This window comes from Streptomyces sp. NPDC033178 (assembly GCF_055577685.1).
On record NZ_JBVIPT010000015.1, the window covers coordinates 1 to 15,198 of the forward strand.

Here is a 15,198-nt window from a genome sequence, read left to right on the forward strand (position 1 = left end):
GAGAACGGCCGCACCGCCAACAGCATGTCCATGGTCTTCCTCGCCATCCTCCTCATCCTGATCGTCGGAATCGCCATCGACCTGCTCATCTTCAGCCCGCTGGAGCGACGGGTACTGCGCAGCCGGGGCCTGCTGGTCACCACCTGAACAAACCGGATCGTGACCGGTGGGTTCAGCTCAGCCGGTCCAGGGCTGCCACCGGTCTTCCTGTGCGGGGTCGATACTGCTGAGCCACACCAGCTCCCCACCGATCAGGCCTGGCTTGTCCCGTGTGGCCAGGGCCGGGGCTTCGAGCGTGTCGGCGGCCTCTTCCAAGTAGGTGACCAGCGTGTCGAGTTCTTCGCCGGGGGCTTCGTTGTAGCGGGACCACCGGCCCAGGTAGCCGGTCGCGGCGTCCAGGTACAGGCCCGAAGTGCCGTCAGCCGGGCCCAAGGCGACCACCGGAATCCAGGTTGCCTTCCACACGGTGATCCGCTCGTCCTCGGGTCGGTCGGTGTTGAAGGTGTCCTGGTGGGCCTGGGAGTCCGTCTTCAGCCGGTAGGTGGCGGCCACGGCGTCCAGGGTCATCAGAGCCCAGTTGCCCGGAAGGCATCCCCCACCATCGGCCCCGTCGTCACCCGCCGTCAGCAGCCACAAGGCGTGCAGCTCGACGGGTATCCGGATGCCTAGGTCACCCTCCAAGGCGGCGATGGCGGCGGGGCCGGCGCCAGCACGGAGCGCGGCGTAGGAATCGGGGGCGTTGTGCTGGAGCCAGCCGGTGATGCGCTGCCAGGCATCGGCGACCTCCCGTACGGTGACCGCGTCGGTGGCAGGGTCGCCCGGCTGCTGCTCCTGCTGCTCCCAGCCCTGGGCGCCCGCAACGGGCTCGCCGGACTCGCCGGACTCGGGGGACTCGGGGGACTCGGGGGACTCGACGAAGGAGATCGGGCTCACGTACCGGATCTCGATCCGATCGGGCTCGCGAATGTAGCCGACGGCCAGGGCCGGGCAGTCCTCGAACAGGTCGCCGTCCACCGTCACGGTGAGGATGCCAGGCAGATTCGAGGACCGGCCCATGTCGGGGTCGTCGGCCAACTGACCGGCCAGCACCTTCAGGGCGTAGGGGACACCGGTCCCGAGTTGGGTGGCGGTGTCGCGTACGAACGGGGGTATCTCGACGTCCACGGCCTGGCGTCCCTTGGTGGTCGGGTGGAGGGCGGGGCCCTTCATCGTAGGACCACCGAACCAGCACGAGATCGTATGCAGTGCTGTCGGTGCGGTGCATTCATGCGCAGTCTGGTGAGTCCTTCGGAGCCAGGTTCCACCGTTCCGTGTCCACCCATGCGACCTTGGCCGAATCGGGTTTCCACTCCGAACGGGAGACAGTCCCTCCGCTGGTCCGGATCCAACTCCTGCCGCCGGGGTCCTCGAACTCCAGGCGAAGGCCGTCGAGATCGGCCTCGGTCAACCGTGGCAGCTCAGGGACCTGCAAGGCCATGCTCCGGAACAGCGCGGTGTTGGGAATGGTGATCTGCGTGCACGGCCTGATGGAGTTGAGGTCCCACCAGACACCGACGCGCCCACTGAGGACGAGGCGCATGCTCATAACACGGGCGCTGTTGCTCACCACGACCACGTTCGATCCGGAGCGATAGAAGTCCACACGCTCTGCGTACGCTCGCCCCTGGCCCTCTTCCTCGCGCTGTTCCGCATTGATTTCACGCTGTTCCGCTCTTGCGTCGCGCTGTTCGGCTCTACAGCCCAGGACCAGTCCGCCGAACGCGGCGGCGATCATCACGACGGCGGCCACGGTCCTGCCGATTCGCACGACTCTCGGCTCCCGTGCCGCGGTGTCCGCCGGACCGCGGTCGTCGAGACGGGAGTTCGGTTCTTCCTGTGCCGCGGGTTGCTGCGGAGACGTCCTGCAATCCGCGCCGCAGCATCGGCGAGTCCGTCGCAGATCCGCTGCGCGCCGGCGGAACCCTGACCGACGAGGAGATCACAAGGCGCGCGAGGGAACTCCTGGAGCGTGTCGGGCTCGACCCGCGGTGGTATCACCGCTATCCGCACGGGTTCAGCGGTGGTCAGCGCCAGCGTGTGGGCATCGCCCGGGCGCTCGCGCCCGGCCCCAGGCTCATCGTGTGCGACGAGCCGGTCTCCGCGCTCGACGTCACCACCCAGGCACAGGTCCTGGACCTCCTGGCGCAGCTCCAACGCGACGTCGGGCTCGCGCTGGTGCTGATCGCCCACGACCTGGCGGTGGTGCGCCGGGCCAGCGACCGGGTGGCCGTCATGCGCCAGGGAACAGTCGTCGAGGAGGGCCCGTCGGACACGGTGTACGACAGCCCGCAGGACCCGTACGCCAAGGCCCTGCCGGCAGCCGTCCCGGTGCTCGACCCGGCGGAGGCGGCCCGAGACGCACGGCCCGCGGGAGCGGCGACACCGGGGTACTCAAGGCGGCTGCCGGCTAGCCTGCCCGGCGCGTATCCACCGTGGCTGCCTCTGGGTGAGCGGGGGCGGCCACGGCTGCTCCTGGTTGGCCGGGGAGGCCTTGGCCGGCCTGTCAGCGCAGGTCGAGGCGCATCAGGATCCGGGGATGACCGGCCAGTACCGAGGTGGTGTCGGCGGCGTGGGTGAACCCGGCGCGTTCGAAGTTCTTGCGGAGCCCCGCGTACGCCATCGTCATGTCGACCTTGGCGTCACCGTTGTCGAGGGGGTACGCCTCGATCGCCGGTGCGCCGCGGTCGCGGGCGTACTCGACCGCACCGGCGATGAGGGCGTGCGAGATCCCCTGCTTCCGATGGCCGGGACGAACGCGGATGCACCACAGCGACCAGACCGGGAGGTCGTCGACGTGCGGGATCTTGCGGTTGCGCGCGAAGGACGTGTCGGAGCGCGGCGCCACCGCGGCCCAGCCGACCGGCTCGTCGCCGTCGTAGGCGAGCACTCCTGGAGGGGGTCCCGTACGGCACAGTTCGGCGACGTACTCGCCGCGGGCCGGCCCGCGAAGCTCGTTGTTCAGCCTGGACGGAATCCGGTAGCTCAGGCACCAGCAGACGTTTGCCCCGGGTGACTTCGGGCCGACCAGGGTACGGACGTCCTCGAAGACCGCAGCCGGACGCACTTCGATGGTCATGCCACCACGATGGCACGGCGTGCGCGGTGACGCCGTGCGACCTTCCGGCGGCCGGGACCCGGTCCGGACTGGTCCGGACCGGACCGGGATCCGCCGGGTCTCGTGGGGGTAGAAGGCACACCACGTGGACGCGCAGCCGTGTTGCCGGAACTAGTCACCTCGATCGTGAGTCGTGCATCGCTGCCTCGCTGCCTCGCTATCGAGCAGGGGTCCAGACGCCGGTGGTGGCCGTATTCCTGACGTAGTCGGCGAAGTCTGTGGGCGGTCGGCCGACAGCGCGGTAGACGCCATCGCCAAGTCGGGCCCTGCGACCGTCGAAGACCTCGGCCATGAGATCAGCGAGCGGCTCCGCGAGCTGCGCCGGTGTGCCCTTTTCCTTGAGGTCGGCGGAGAACTGGTCCCTGCTGATTGCCTGGTACCGGATTGTGCGCCCGATGGCCTTGCCGATCTCTGCGGCCGCTTCGGCGAAGGTCATGAGCCGTGGACCGGTCACGTCGTATGTCTCATGGACGTGACGATCTTCGGTGAGAGCCGCAGCCGCGACGTCAGCGATGTCCTCGGCGTCGGTGAACGGCTCTGCCACCTCGCCGGCCGGCAGTGCCACCACGCCGGCCCGTACCGCGCCGGTGAGGACGTCTTCGCTGAAGTTCTGAGAGATGAAGCCCGTGCGCACGATGGTCCACTCGGCACCCGATTCGCGCACTGCCTGCTCGCAGCGCTCCGCCTCGCTTGCACCACGGTCAGCCAGCAGCACCAGCCGCGTCACGCCGCAGCGCACCGCTTGACAGGCGAACGACTCCACCGCCTCTGCGGCCCCGGGAAACGCGGCGTCCGGGTGATAGGCCACGTACACCGCCTTCACTCCCTGCAGCGCGGGCGCCCAGCTGGCTTGCTCCTGCCAATCGAAGGGTGGCGTCCCCTTGCGGGAGCCGACCCGAACCGGCACATCTCGCGCGGCCAGGCGCTCGACCACACGCCGTCCGGTCTTCCCCGTCCCGGCCAGAACCAGCGTCTTCTCGCTGCTGTTCGTTGTCCTCATACGGCCAGTACACGCCACCACGAGACAGACGCTGAATAGCTGAGAAGCTCGATTTCGTGCTTGCGCGTCTAACCTAGGGCTCCATGGATGCACTGTCCGGCCTCTTGGCCGGCCCCAGAGCCCAGGGCGCCTTCATCCTGCGTTCCATCCAGAGCCCGCCCTGGTCGGTCCGGGTGGAAGACGCGGCCCCGCTGAGCATCGTGGCCCTGGCACACGGCGAGGCCTGGGTAATGCCCGAGGCCGGCGCGGCCAGGCGCCTCTGCTCCGGCGACGTCGCGCTGATGCGCGGCCCGGACCCCTACACCTTCGCCGACACGCCCTCCACGCCCGTCCAGACAGTCATCCACCCAGGGCCTCATCGCATGACACCGTCGGGCGAACACCTGCGCGAGGTCGTTGATCTGGGCCCTCGCACCTGGGGAAACGACGTCCCCCGCGATGCGACCGTAATGCTGATCGGCAAGTACCAGATGACCGGCGAAGTCAGCCGCAGACTCCTGCGCGCCCTGCCGCCGGTGCTGGTCCTGCCCCATCATCCTCAACGCCCCATCGATCCGGTCGGATTGCTCGCACAGGAAGTCATCCGGGAGGAACCTGGTCAGCAGGTCGTTCTGGACAGGCTTCTGGACCTGCTGCTGGTCACCTCGCTCCGAACGTGGTTCGCACAGGCCGAGACGGAAGCCCCGGCCCGGTACCGCGCCTTTTCCGACCCTGTCGTGGGTCAGGCGCTGCGCCACCTGCACAGCGATCCCGCCTCGCCCTGGACGGTGAGCTCCCTCGCGACGGAAGTCGGGGTCTCTCGTGCCACTCTCGCGCGCCGTTTCACGGAGCTCGTCGGCCAGGCACCGATCGCCTATCTCGCCGACTGGCGGCTGGACTTGGCCGCCGACCTGCTCCAGGAACCGGAAGTGACGATCGATGCCGTGGCTCGGCAGGTCGGCTACGCAAGCGCATCCGCCCTCAGCACCGCGTTCAAACGAGAACGCGGGATCACCCCGCAACAGCACCGGGCTCGGCTCCACACACGAAGCGGAGCAGGAAAACAGCCCCCATGAGTGAGACCTGGAGCCCTTCGGCGTGCAGAATTCGCAGCGGGCACAGACCCGCGCGGATACTCCGCCAGACCACGGGCGTACGCGTCCCAGGCCGGCGCCGCACGGCCGAGGTCTTCCCACGCCTACAGCCAGGTCGTTGCGTGCTCGTCGCGTGCGAGCACCGGCCACTTGGACATGAGTACCGACGTACTGCTCAGGCCGTTCCCCAGGTTCGCGGGTGAAGCCGGGCTACCTGATTCACCCAGCTCGATCCCACGTAACTTCTAGCGGTCAGCGGACGTCCGAGTCCGGGTGGGCCGTGTCCCATGCCTGGTGGGAGGCGGCGATGGCCGGGCGATGGGCGATCGACCAGTCGGCGAGGGCCTTCACGAGGTGGGTGAGGCTGTGTCCCATCTCGGTCAGCTCGTACTCGACCTGGGGCGGGACGGTGGGATACACCGTGCGCTTCACCAGGCCGTCGCGCTCAAGGCGGCGGACGGTGAGCGTGAGCATGCGCTGCGATATGTCGCCGGGGATGGCGCGCTGGAGCTCCTTGAATCGGCGGATGCCGGAGGCGAGTTCGACGACCACGTAGACGGACCACTTGTCGCCGAGCCGGTCCAGCACGTCCCGGACACCGCACTCGTCCTGCGGTGTCTCGCAGGCGATCACGGGCTCGGCGACCACCGGGGCGGTCGCCGGGCTGGTTACCGCCATGTGCCCTGCTGACATGAAAGTGCCTCCTTATGCGATCGAGTTGCTCTGCTGAGGATGGAACCACACAGCTCAGGAGGGACTTCCCATGATTCTGGTCACCGGCGCCGCCGGGGCATTCGGTCGACTCGTCGCCCGGCAACTGGCGGCGCGCGACGACGTGGTGCTCGGCACCCGCACACCCCGTTCCGCGGGCGAGCGCCGCGTCGACTTCGACGCCCCGTCGTCGCTCGACTTCACGGGCGTGGACACGCTGCTGCTGATCTCCGCGGGGTTCGGAGAGGACGACGTGGTCATCGCCCGTCACGACGCGGCCGTCACCGCGGCCGAGAAGGCGGGGGTACGGCACATCGTCTACACCAGCCTGAGCGGCGACGGCGACCACCTCGCCTACGCACTCCCCCATCGCTGGACCGAGCGCAGGATTCGGCAGAGCAGCGCCGAGTGGACCATCCTGCGCAACGGCCTGTACGCCGAGTTCCTCGCCGCCATTGCAGCCCCGGGCCCCGACGGGACCATCACCGCGCCGCTCGGCGAAGGGCGCCTGGCCGCCGTCGCCCGCGAGGATCTCGCGGAGGTGGCCGCTCGCGTGGTGAGCGCCCCGCAGCGGCACGCGGGCCGCACGTACGAACTTGTCGGCGAGGAAGCACTCGGCGGCACGGAGCTGGCGGGCGCGGCCGGCGGCTCCTACGAACCCGGCTCACTCACCCGGGCCCGGGAAACGATCACTGCGGCCGGAGAGGCGCTGCCCTACCAGTTGCCGATGCTCGTGGGGACGTACTCGGCGATCGCGGCCGGCTTCCTGGACGGCACGGACATCGAACACAACGCGCTGCGCGGGCTGTTGGAACGGGAGCCGCGGTCCGCGCTCGAGGCGTACACGGTCTCGGTCGGCGCAGCGCACTCGGCGAAGTAGACCGCGACACCGTCCCACCTCAACGGCCGCTCCCCCACCGTGAACTCGGGGAACTGCAGCATCGACGTCAGACCGCGGTGTCCTGAGTGAAGTGGTCGGCGAAGAGTTCGGCGACCATGATCACGGTGAGGTTGGTGGCCACGGAGGGGACGTCGGGCAGGATCGAGGCGTCGACCACTCTGAGGCCGGGCACTCCTCGCACACGTCCGCGGAGGTCGACGACGGCGTGGGCGTCGGCGTCGGGCCCCATGGGCGCGGTGGCACACAGGTGTGGGTACGGCTTGACGTGGGCGCGCAGGTACGCGGCCACATCGGTGTCCGATGTGAGGTGGGGGCCGGGGACGATCTCGCTCAGGCCCAGTGAGCGCAGCGGGGCGGTGCCGGCGAGCTCCCGGCCGAGAGCCGTCGCCTCGATCATCTTGTGCAGGTCCTTGGGGTGGTCGAGCAGGCGGAGGTGGAGCCGGGGCGGGACGGCCGGGTCGGTGCTTGCCAGTTGGAGCGTGCCGTGGGCGTCGGGTTCGGGGCGGGTGACGGAGAGCAGGAGACCGAGTCCGCTGCCGTGCGGGTAGGCGTCGGACCGTACGAGGTGGCTGGGAGCGATCTGCAGGTCGAGCTCGTCGGCCCGGGCCGGGGAGCTGCGAGTCGTCAGCAGGACGGACACCGGGGGCGTGGTCGCACCGAGTTGTTCGGCGGGCGCGCTGAACAGCAGGTAGGCGCCGGGGTGTTCGCGCAGACGGCGGCCGACCGGCAGATCGGTGGCGACCTCGACGCCGAGCCGCTTGAGCTCTTCGGCCGGTCCGATGCCGGAGCGGAGCAGGATGGCCGCACTGCCTGCCGCACAGGCGGACAGGACGGTTTCCCTGGCTCGCAGGAGGGCGCCGTCGGTGGTGCGGACCCCGATGGCGTTGCCCCGCCGGTCGAAGGCGACGGTGTCGATGGTGGTCGCGCCCATGATGTGCAGGTTGGGATGGCTGCGCACGGCCTGGTGGAGGTACACCAGGCCGGTGCTCTGGCGAATGCCGCCGACGAGGCTGAGCGGAAAGTGTCCGATGCCGCCTGCCTGGGGCGCGTTGAGGTCGTCGACGGAACCGAAGCCCAGAGCGGCACAGGCGTCACGGAAGGCGCCATGGGCCGGCGTGAGGTCCCGGGGCGGGACACGGTTGATGTGTACGGGACCGTCCTGTCCGTGCAGGGCCGGGTCGCTGTCCGCACTGCCGCCCCTGTCCACTTCCAGTTTCCGGTAGTAGGGCAGGACGTCGTCGTAGCCCCAGCCGGTGAGCCCGTTCCGCGCCCAGCGGCGGAAATCGGCGGAGTGCGCGCATGGCCACTCCGGCGTTGGCCGATCCGCCGCCGAGGACCTTGGCCCGCACGAACGAGGCGGCATGGCCGGTGCGTTGGGCGTCTGCTGGAGACACCTCCCACATCAGGGAGGGGTCGCCTTCGTAGACCGCGCCGCTGAGGATGTGGCGGGGCAGTTCGTGGGGCGCGTAGGCGGGCCCGGCCTCGGTCAGGAGCATGCTGCGGCCGGGTGACTCGCTCAGCCGCGCGGCCAGAACCGCCCCGGCGGAGCCACCGCCGACGATCACGACGTCGTACTCAAACGGCCTGGGGCCCTGGGAAGTTACCGCCGGCGCCATGCTCTCCTCGATCTTGCCACGGGCACCCCCGGGAGGGGTCTGAGCAGGGGACTCACTTGTCGAGTGACGGATTGTTGCACAGAGATCACCACATGCAACCTTCGTCGCGTCGGGGCCGCAACGGGCTCAAGAGCTCCGGCCAGCCCCGATGTCCCCACATCCGAAGTGAAGAAGGTCCTGTCGTCATGCCCAAAACACATCAGAGCCCGCAGGACCGGGAGGTGCGGTCCTCGATCACCCCTCCCCCGGGCGCTCGTGCCGCCCCGAACGGCTTGGGCGGTACGCGCCGAGCAGGCCGTCGAGTACGACGTCGTCCTCACCCGCGACCTGCTGCATCCCGCCGACGACTCCCCTGCCCGAGCGGGTGTCGGTCTTGTCCAAGCAGGTGTCGAACCAGCCTTCGCGGCACCGGCACGGGGCTGTGTCATCACCGAGCGAGCCGTCGAACAGCTTTACGCAGACCGTCTGTCGGCGTACTTCCGGGCCCACGGGATCGATGTGCGGTGGCTGGTCCTGGACCTCGGCGAGGAGAACAAGACCATCGAATCCGTCCTGCGGGTCGTGGACACCTTCGACTCCCACGGGATCCTGCGGCGACAGGAGCCCGTCATCGCCGTGGGCGGCGGTGTCCTCACCGACATCGTGGGCTTCGCCTGCAGCGCCTATCGGCGCGGACTGCCCCACGTCAGGGTTCCCACCACACTGATCGGACTGGTCGACGCGGGCATCGGGGCCAAGACCGGTGTCAACCATGGCGGGAGCAAGAACCGGCTGGGCAGCTACTTCCCCGCACGGCGAACCCTGGTCGACCCCACCTTCCTGGCGACCTTGCCGAACCGTCACCTCTCCAACGGGCTGGCGGAGATCCTCAAGATCGCGCTGGTCCTGGACCGACGGTTGTTCGAACTTTTGGAGGAGCACGGATCCCTCCTGCGCACCGAACGCTTCCAGGGCGTCTCCGCACCCGGAGCGCGGGCCGCGGACGAGACGCTGCGCCGCGCGATCGGCGGCATGCTCGCCGAACTGGAACCGAACCTGTGGGAGGACCAACTCGAGCGGGCCGTCGACTACGGCCACTCCTTCAGCCCGGCCCTGGAGATGCACGCGCTCCCGGCCTCCTGCACGGCGAGGCCGTGGCCATCGACATGGCGCTGACCACGGTCATCTCCTGCGGCCGGGGACCGCGGACGCCACGGCAAGCCCGTCGTCGGCCGCGTCCTTCAGCGACCCTGCATCGGCTGAACGACTGGAGCGGGCAGCCGCCGCGCTGCGTGCGGGCGGCTTCGCCGCCGAGGTCCTCGACGACGCCGCGGCCGCGCGCTCCCGCGTCAAGGATCTGCTCCCCGAGGGCGCCAGTGTGCTCACCGGAGCCAGCGAGACGCTCCGACTGTCCGGCATCGACGAGGACATCAACGTCGGCGGCCGGTACGAGGCCATCAGGCCGCGCGTGCTGGCCATCGACCGTGCCACCGGCGCCGACGAGATCCGAAGGCTGGTCGCCGGCCCCGACTTCGTCGTCAACAGCGTCGCCGCGGTCACCGAGACCGGCTCGCTCGTTCTTGCCTCGGGCAGCGGCAGCCAACTCCCTGCCAACGCGGGCGGCGCCGCACACGCGGTGTGGATCGTCGGTGCGCAGAAGGTGGTGCCCGACCTGAGCACAGCGCTGCGCCGCGTCGAGGAGCACGCCCTCCCGCTGGAGAACGCCCGCGCCCAGGCGGTGTACGGAATGCCCAGTGTCGTCAACCGCCTGCTCATCCTCAACGCGGAACCCCGCCCGGGGCGCGGAACCGTGTTGCTTCTCCGAGAAGCCATCGGATACTGACCGGCCCAGGAGACTGCGGACTCACGGACAACCGCCTCAGCCGCAATACGTGTTGCGCAACAGCGTGTTGATCCGTTTGCCGTCAGCCGTGGTCACCTTGTGGTTCGCGGTGCTGAAGCGCCGGGCGGCGACCTGGTCAGGATGGGCGACGTTGCGTTGGAGGTCGGCGCACTGGGCATCGGCCTTGTCGATGTCCTCGGGTGCGCCCAGTGCGGGATCGATGTAACGCAGGTTGCCCTGGAGCGCGACGAGCCGCGCCGCGCGAAACGCCTCTTCGACCTGGGCGCTCGCGTCCGTGGCAGGGTCCGCCGGAAGGGTGTCGTCGGTGGGGCGGGGCGAAGCGCTCGGACTCTCGTCGGGCGTGGCGTCCGGATCCGGCGATTGCACGGCAGCCGTCGCCGACGTCCGGGGCGCGCTCGATCGGTCCTGGGCGGTCTCGTCCGCACCGTCGCTCCCGCACCCTGCCAGCAGCAGTGCCACACCCGGGGCGAGGAGGGCGACGAGGACGCCTGGGCGTCGAGTGGAAAACTTCTGGCGCATGGGCTCCGCTCCGCGGTCAGGACCGATGGCTGTTCCGGGCGAGCTCATGGTGACGTACGGCGCCCGGGACCGCTCCCGGGCGCGCGAACTCGCACCAACGGCCGACCGGACCGCCGGGCACCACGTCGACTGCCCTGCCGACGACGCCGGCCCAACTCGGCCGCCACCGCGATCCGTTGGGATACCAGACGTGACTCGGGGACGGTGCGGCGGGCATCATCTGTGGGTGCACCGGCGGTGCGGACACCGACGAGGGTGTACGCACTCGACCGGGCGCTGCGCCAGGTCCGCACGCACCGGCCAACGGAGGGTTCTCATGATCGATTCCGAACTGAAGCGAGCCGTGCACCCCCATCTGCGCAAGGAGACATTGAAGGTGGCCCTGTCCGGCTACCTCGGTGCCGGTTTCCGGCGTGCCGTCCTTGGGGTGACCGACCGTCGGGTGCTTCTGGTCAGGAGCGCCTACTGGTCGGTCCGCGACAAGGGTCTCCTGTGGGCGGATCCCCTCGACGAGGTGGCTCTGGGCAGCAGACCCAATGAGCTGCACATGAACGGCGCCTACACCGGCAACACGTACGTCCGCATACGCCGCGCGGACGGCAGCACCTTCCGCCTGAACCCCCGTACGAACTTCATCGGCGGGGGTGACGGCACCCGGAGCAGCGTGGAAACCCTGTACTCGTCGGTCAAGGGCCGCTTCTGATCCCATCCGTGCTCAGAAGACCAACTCGCCAACTCCCAGCAGGTTTCCCTCGCTGTCGCGGAACCAGGCACCGCGTTCGCCCCGTGCGCCCTTGCTCGGATAGTTCCCCTCGATCTCGGCGATGCCGTTCCTGGTACGGAGTCCGGGAACGTCCACCTCCTCGAACACCACTCCACGCCGCCTGAGTTCCGACACGACCGTCTCGATGTCGTCGACCTCCAACGCCATCTGGGTAAAGGTCCCTGTCGACGCTCCCGTCGACTGGAACACGACGAAGTCCACACCTCCGCACCGATACAGCAGTCCACCGGGCCGCTCGTCGACGGGCTCCAGACCGAGTTGCTCGGAGTAGAAACGCCGCGCCCGGTCCAGGTCCTGGGCGGGGAGCCTCGTCGCCACGCGTGCTCCGGCCAGAATGTTTCTGTGATCTGCGTTCATGTCTCCACTGTGCCTGCCGTACTCGCCATGTCGACCAGGTCGGCGAGCGTGTTCGCGAGGACGTCGAGGCCGGGGCCTGCCGGGCCACCCGGCTCGGACATATAGACGTCCCGCCGGATCTCGATCATCAGGGCGCTGACCCGCGGGTCGTTCCCGTAGTACTTCAGCGGGACGTACGTTCCCTCGAAGGGGGTGTTGATGCCCGTGCCGCCGAAGCCCGCGAACACCTTCTCGGCCTGGGCCAGCAGGTCGGCCGGGGTGTGGAAGACGTCCTGTCCCAGGCAGATGGGCGGTCGAGGGCCGTCACCGTGCAGTTCGTAGGGCAGGCGCTCGGTCGGGTAGGAGTGGACGTCGATGATCACGGCCCGTCCGACTGCTTCCAGCCGCTGCGTCACGGCATCCGTGACGGCGGCCGCGTACGGGTGGAAGTAGCGTTCGACGAGCTGCTGTCCTTCGTGGTCGGCCGGACGGAGCTCCTCCCGGTGCGTGGTCCGGGTGTAGACCGCGCCCATCCCGACGGCCAGCATCTCCTCCCGATCGTCCGGGAACCGTTCGGGGTCGACGACCAGCCGAGACAACTGGTTGACGAACTGCCAGGGCACTGTGGCGCAGCGTTCGGCCGCCGCCCCCGCGATCCGGGCGGTGTGCGAGTCGGTGATGTGGTCCAACTCCCGTTCCAGAGCGGCGTCTTCGAGCACGATGCCGCTCCGTGCGTCCGGCGGGATCACCCGCGAGGAGTGCGGGACGTGCAGGATCACAGGGGAGTGCGGCGCGCCGGCCACGAGACGGTAGGAAGCCGACACGTCGTTCATTCAGGAGTCCTCTATGCGTGCGCGTGGGGGTGTGTGGGTCGGGGGTGCGGGTGCATGTCATGCGTCAGGGCATGTGCACCCTTCCTACTACACCGACCGGCCGAGCCGGAGGGGTGCGCGGGCCGCGCGGCGACCCGGTGGGACTGGCCACCCCTCCAGCAGCGTCCGGGTTACAGGCCGTCGCGGACCATGGCGGCGACGATCTGGACGTGGCGATTGGCCGCCGCGTTCGAGAACTCGTTCTCGTAGTTCAGCCCGTAGGGCCAGAAGTGGCCGCCGCCGGTGGACAGAGTGGCACCGGAACCGTCGAACTGTTTGACGAGCGCCGTGGCCTGCGCGCCGCGCCAGGTGCCGCTGCCTCCGAGGGAGGACCAGCCGGAGCTCGTGCCCACGCCGATGGTGTGGGCGATCTCGTGCAGCGCGGTCCGCTCGGTCATGTAGCTCCGGTTGCCGAAGCGGATGGTGCCGTTGATGTTGCCGTCGGCTGTGGGTACGCCCGGGTCGTAGCGGACGGTGATGGTCTTGCCGAGGTCGCTCACGTTGTTGTAGCGGGTCACCGCGGCGTTCATGGCCGTCGTGATGAGGTTGTACGCCGTCTGCTGGTCACCAGAACAGGGCCCTTTTACGCCGAAATTCGTACGCTGGCTCATCCACACGGCTACGGAAACCCAGTTTCCGCAAATATCCAGTCGCCCACTCCCCCGCTCATCCGCCGCTCCCCCGGTTGTTACGCTCCCGTCGCTGCCTGTGGGGGAAGTCCGGTGAGAGTCCGGCGCTGACCCGCAACGGTGTGCGCGGCGAACCCGTGGTTCGTCGCGTGAGCCCGATCGCCCGTAGGTGGTACGACCCGTTGACTGCTCGCCGTGGACTGCGAGAGGGGACCGCACGGCCGGCGTGTCGTACAGGCTGCCTCTTTACTGACGTTCAGGCGGCCTCAGATGAAGGACCGCCCCCGACCGTGCGCCGAACCCCGATCAAGAGCACGAGCCCGCGCCGAATACCCTTCGCGCCGTTGGCCGTTGGACTGGGGCTGCTGTTCCTCGTCTCGATCGTGTGCGGGGTGGCTCTCGAAGTCGACGGTGCTGGCGCGGCTGTAGTCCACTTCCGTCACATGGCGGTAGGCGTCGAAGTCGGCGCGGGCATCCACGGCACCGCCCAGCACGGGTGACAGGACCAGCAGGCCCACCACGATCCACCGCGTGACAGGGCCCGGGCGGGCCACGGTGCCGTCCTGGGTACGCGGTCGGCCGCGGCGCCGCCGAAGATGCAGGGCGACGGCCGCCAGGCCGAAGACGGTACTCACGTACTGCAACAGCCGAGCGACCGTCAGGCCGCCCAGTGCCGAGGCTCGTAGCGCCTCCACGTGGGTGACCACGAAGCCGTCGCCGTGTGTGAAGGAGTCCCATGCCAGGTGGGAGGCGATGCCGATCAGCGCGGAGATCAGCAGCCACATCGTGTACCGGGCCTTGGCTCCCAGGCCCGGCACCCGCTCGGGCTCCGGAAGGCCGAGGCCGAACGGCAGCAGGGCGGCACCGAATCCGTTGGCGGCTGGACGAAAATCCTCACGCGACACCGACCACCAGGCTGGTGCCGTGACCGGGTTCACCGGTTGTCTCCCGATCGTTCCAAAGACTCGCCGGGTACACTCCTCCGGTCCTTGGTCGAGAGGAGTTGCTGAGTTGGCCCGGTCAAGTGGACCCGTTCTGCACACCCAGAGGCTTGTGATGGAGCCGATCCGCCGCTCGGACAGCGACGATCTCTTTGAGGCGGTGGTCAGTCAGGACAGCGTCATGCGATGGCTGGCGACCGGTCGGGCGGACAGCCGGTCCGCGGCCGTGGCCATGTGCGACGACCACGTGGCCCACTGGACCAGACACGGATACGGCGACTTCGCCGTCAGGGATGCCGCAACGCACGCGTTTCTCGGCCGGGTGGGACTGCGTAATCGGGCCCAGTACGGAGTCGACCTCGGTTTCGCCCTGCACCCACGGGCCCAAGGCCGTGGGATCGCCAGTGAGGCGGGCCGTGCATGCCTGGATCTGGCGTTTCGCCGCCTCTCGCTCCCTGCCGTTTTCGCGTTCGTCCTTCCCGACAATGCGGCCTCGATCGCGGTGCTGCGCCGCCTGGGCGCCCAGGCGGACGGGACGGTCCAGTCCAGTGGCCTGAATTGTCTGCGCTACCGCTTCGACCCCGCCGCCCCGGCCGCTGCGGAGCATGTGGTGGACGACAGTGGTACGGACCTCCAGCTGATCCATGCACTGGGCCCCGGCGGGCCTGGCGACTCGGGACCACCGAACCGACCCGCGGGGACGCAGCCGTTGTCTCCGGAGGGCAGACGTCCCCGCCCGGGCCGGGCCTTCAGCCCCCGGTCCCCGGACAGGTCCTGAAAGGCGTTGCCCCTGGGGCCCGTGAGAAGCAGCACGGGCCC

The 15,198-nt window shown here is 69.3% G+C and carries 17 protein-coding genes and 2 pseudogenes; 8 read left to right on the forward strand and 11 right to left on the reverse strand.

What is annotated here, in order from left to right; translation table 11 throughout:
* Positions 1-147 (forward strand): annotated as a pseudogene (locus tag ACZ5VQ_RS32350) (ABC transporter permease); the annotation flags it as partial.
* A gap of 30 nt (positions 148-177) precedes the next feature.
* On the opposite strand, the gene ACZ5VQ_RS32355 reads toward ACZ5VQ_RS32350, so the two are convergent.
* The gene (locus tag ACZ5VQ_RS32355) at positions 178-1,209 is read right to left on the reverse strand and encodes an SMI1/KNR4 family protein (protein ID WP_469108027.1); all 1,032 of its coding nucleotides are present in this window, start codon (positions 1,207-1,209) and stop codon (positions 178-180) included.
* Between the two features lie 55 nt (positions 1,210-1,264).
* The gene (locus ACZ5VQ_RS32360; RefSeq protein WP_469108028.1) at positions 1,265-1,789 is read right to left on the reverse strand and encodes a hypothetical protein; all 525 of its coding nucleotides are present in this window, start codon (positions 1,787-1,789) and stop codon (positions 1,265-1,267) included.
* Between the two features lie 107 nt (positions 1,790-1,896).
* On the opposite strand from ACZ5VQ_RS32360, the pseudogene ACZ5VQ_RS32365 reads away from it, so the two are divergent.
* Positions 1,897-2,412 (forward strand): annotated as a pseudogene (locus ACZ5VQ_RS32365) (ATP-binding cassette domain-containing protein); the annotation flags it as partial.
* A 130-nt stretch (positions 2,413-2,542) separates the two neighbouring features.
* Here the strand turns inward: ACZ5VQ_RS32365 and ACZ5VQ_RS32370 are convergent.
* A complete protein-coding gene (locus tag ACZ5VQ_RS32370; RefSeq protein WP_469108029.1) occupies positions 2,543-3,115 on the reverse strand; it encodes a GNAT family N-acetyltransferase in 573 nt (190 codons plus the stop codon).
* A gap of 196 nt (positions 3,116-3,311) precedes the next feature.
* Positions 3,312-4,154 carry an NmrA family NAD(P)-binding protein gene (locus ACZ5VQ_RS32375; protein WP_469108030.1) on the reverse strand — a complete coding sequence of 281 codons (843 nt, stop codon included), beginning with the start codon at positions 4,152-4,154 and terminating at the stop codon, positions 3,312-3,314.
* 83 nt (positions 4,155-4,237) lie between these two features.
* Here ACZ5VQ_RS32375 and ACZ5VQ_RS32380 point away from each other — a divergent pair, with 83 nt between their 5' ends.
* Positions 4,238-5,209 (forward strand): AraC family transcriptional regulator, encoded by a 972-nt coding sequence (locus tag ACZ5VQ_RS32380; protein ID WP_469108031.1) that lies wholly within the window; start codon positions 4,238-4,240, stop codon positions 5,207-5,209.
* A gap of 270 nt (positions 5,210-5,479) precedes the next feature.
* Here the strand turns inward: ACZ5VQ_RS32380 and ACZ5VQ_RS32385 are convergent, their stop codons facing one another.
* Entirely contained in the window at positions 5,480-5,920 is a 441-nt protein-coding gene (locus tag ACZ5VQ_RS32385) for a winged helix-turn-helix transcriptional regulator (protein ID WP_469108032.1), read from the reverse strand.
* A gap of 70 nt (positions 5,921-5,990) precedes the next feature.
* On the opposite strand from ACZ5VQ_RS32385, the gene ACZ5VQ_RS32390 reads away from it, so the two are divergent.
* Complete coding sequence (locus ACZ5VQ_RS32390) at positions 5,991-6,818, forward strand: NAD(P)H-binding protein (RefSeq protein WP_469108033.1); 828 nt, start codon at positions 5,991-5,993, stop codon at positions 6,816-6,818.
* 67 nt (positions 6,819-6,885) lie between these two features.
* Here ACZ5VQ_RS32390 and ACZ5VQ_RS32395 read toward each other — a convergent pair whose 3' ends face one another.
* Positions 6,886-8,202, reverse strand: a complete 1,317-nt coding sequence (locus tag ACZ5VQ_RS32395) for a GMC family oxidoreductase (RefSeq protein WP_469108034.1) — start codon at positions 8,200-8,202, stop codon at positions 6,886-6,888.
* Positions 8,203-8,710: 508 nt separating this feature from the next.
* On the opposite strand from ACZ5VQ_RS32395, the gene ACZ5VQ_RS32400 reads away from it, so the two are divergent.
* Complete coding sequence (locus tag ACZ5VQ_RS32400) at positions 8,711-9,610, forward strand: sedoheptulose 7-phosphate cyclase (RefSeq protein WP_469108035.1); 900 nt, start codon at positions 8,711-8,713, stop codon at positions 9,608-9,610.
* A 91-nt stretch (positions 9,611-9,701) separates the two neighbouring features.
* Positions 9,702-10,277 carry an LUD domain-containing protein gene (locus ACZ5VQ_RS32405; RefSeq protein ID WP_469108255.1) on the forward strand — a complete coding sequence of 192 codons (576 nt, stop codon included), beginning with the start codon at positions 9,702-9,704 and terminating at the stop codon, positions 10,275-10,277.
* Between the two features lie 36 nt (positions 10,278-10,313).
* Here ACZ5VQ_RS32405 and ACZ5VQ_RS32410 read toward each other — a convergent pair whose 3' ends face one another.
* Positions 10,314-10,817: a hypothetical protein gene (locus ACZ5VQ_RS32410; RefSeq protein ID WP_469108036.1), complete on the reverse strand. Its 504-nt coding sequence runs from the start codon at positions 10,815-10,817 to the stop codon at positions 10,314-10,316.
* Between the two features lie 316 nt (positions 10,818-11,133).
* On the opposite strand from ACZ5VQ_RS32410, the gene ACZ5VQ_RS32415 reads away from it, so the two are divergent.
* Positions 11,134-11,520: a hypothetical protein gene (locus tag ACZ5VQ_RS32415; RefSeq protein ID WP_469108037.1), complete on the forward strand. Its 387-nt coding sequence runs from the start codon at positions 11,134-11,136 to the stop codon at positions 11,518-11,520.
* Positions 11,521-11,532: 12 nt separating this feature from the next.
* Here the strand turns inward: ACZ5VQ_RS32415 and ACZ5VQ_RS32420 are convergent, their stop codons facing one another.
* The 4 genes from ACZ5VQ_RS32420 to ACZ5VQ_RS32435 form a co-directional block, all read right to left on the reverse strand.
* Positions 11,533-11,958 carry a VOC family protein gene (locus tag ACZ5VQ_RS32420; RefSeq protein ID WP_469108038.1) on the reverse strand — a complete coding sequence of 142 codons (426 nt, stop codon included), beginning with the start codon at positions 11,956-11,958 and terminating at the stop codon, positions 11,533-11,535.
* The gene (locus ACZ5VQ_RS32425; protein WP_469108039.1) at positions 11,955-12,770 is read right to left on the reverse strand and encodes an N-formylglutamate amidohydrolase; all 816 of its coding nucleotides are present in this window, start codon (positions 12,768-12,770) and stop codon (positions 11,955-11,957) included. The genes ACZ5VQ_RS32420 and ACZ5VQ_RS32425 overlap by 4 nt, the downstream gene beginning before the upstream one ends.
* A gap of 170 nt (positions 12,771-12,940) precedes the next feature.
* Positions 12,941-13,420, reverse strand: a complete 480-nt coding sequence (locus ACZ5VQ_RS32430; RefSeq protein WP_469108040.1) for a hypothetical protein — start codon at positions 13,418-13,420, stop codon at positions 12,941-12,943.
* A 284-nt stretch (positions 13,421-13,704) separates the two neighbouring features.
* On the reverse strand, positions 13,705-14,343 hold the full coding sequence (locus ACZ5VQ_RS32435) for a DUF4184 family protein (RefSeq protein WP_469108041.1): 639 nt from the start codon (positions 14,341-14,343) through the stop codon (positions 13,705-13,707).
* Between the two features lie 151 nt (positions 14,344-14,494).
* On the opposite strand from ACZ5VQ_RS32435, the gene ACZ5VQ_RS32440 reads away from it, so the two are divergent.
* On the forward strand, positions 14,495-15,157 hold the full coding sequence (locus tag ACZ5VQ_RS32440; protein WP_469108256.1) for a GNAT family N-acetyltransferase: 663 nt from the start codon (positions 14,495-14,497) through the stop codon (positions 15,155-15,157).
* Positions 15,158-15,198 lie beyond the last annotated feature (41 nt).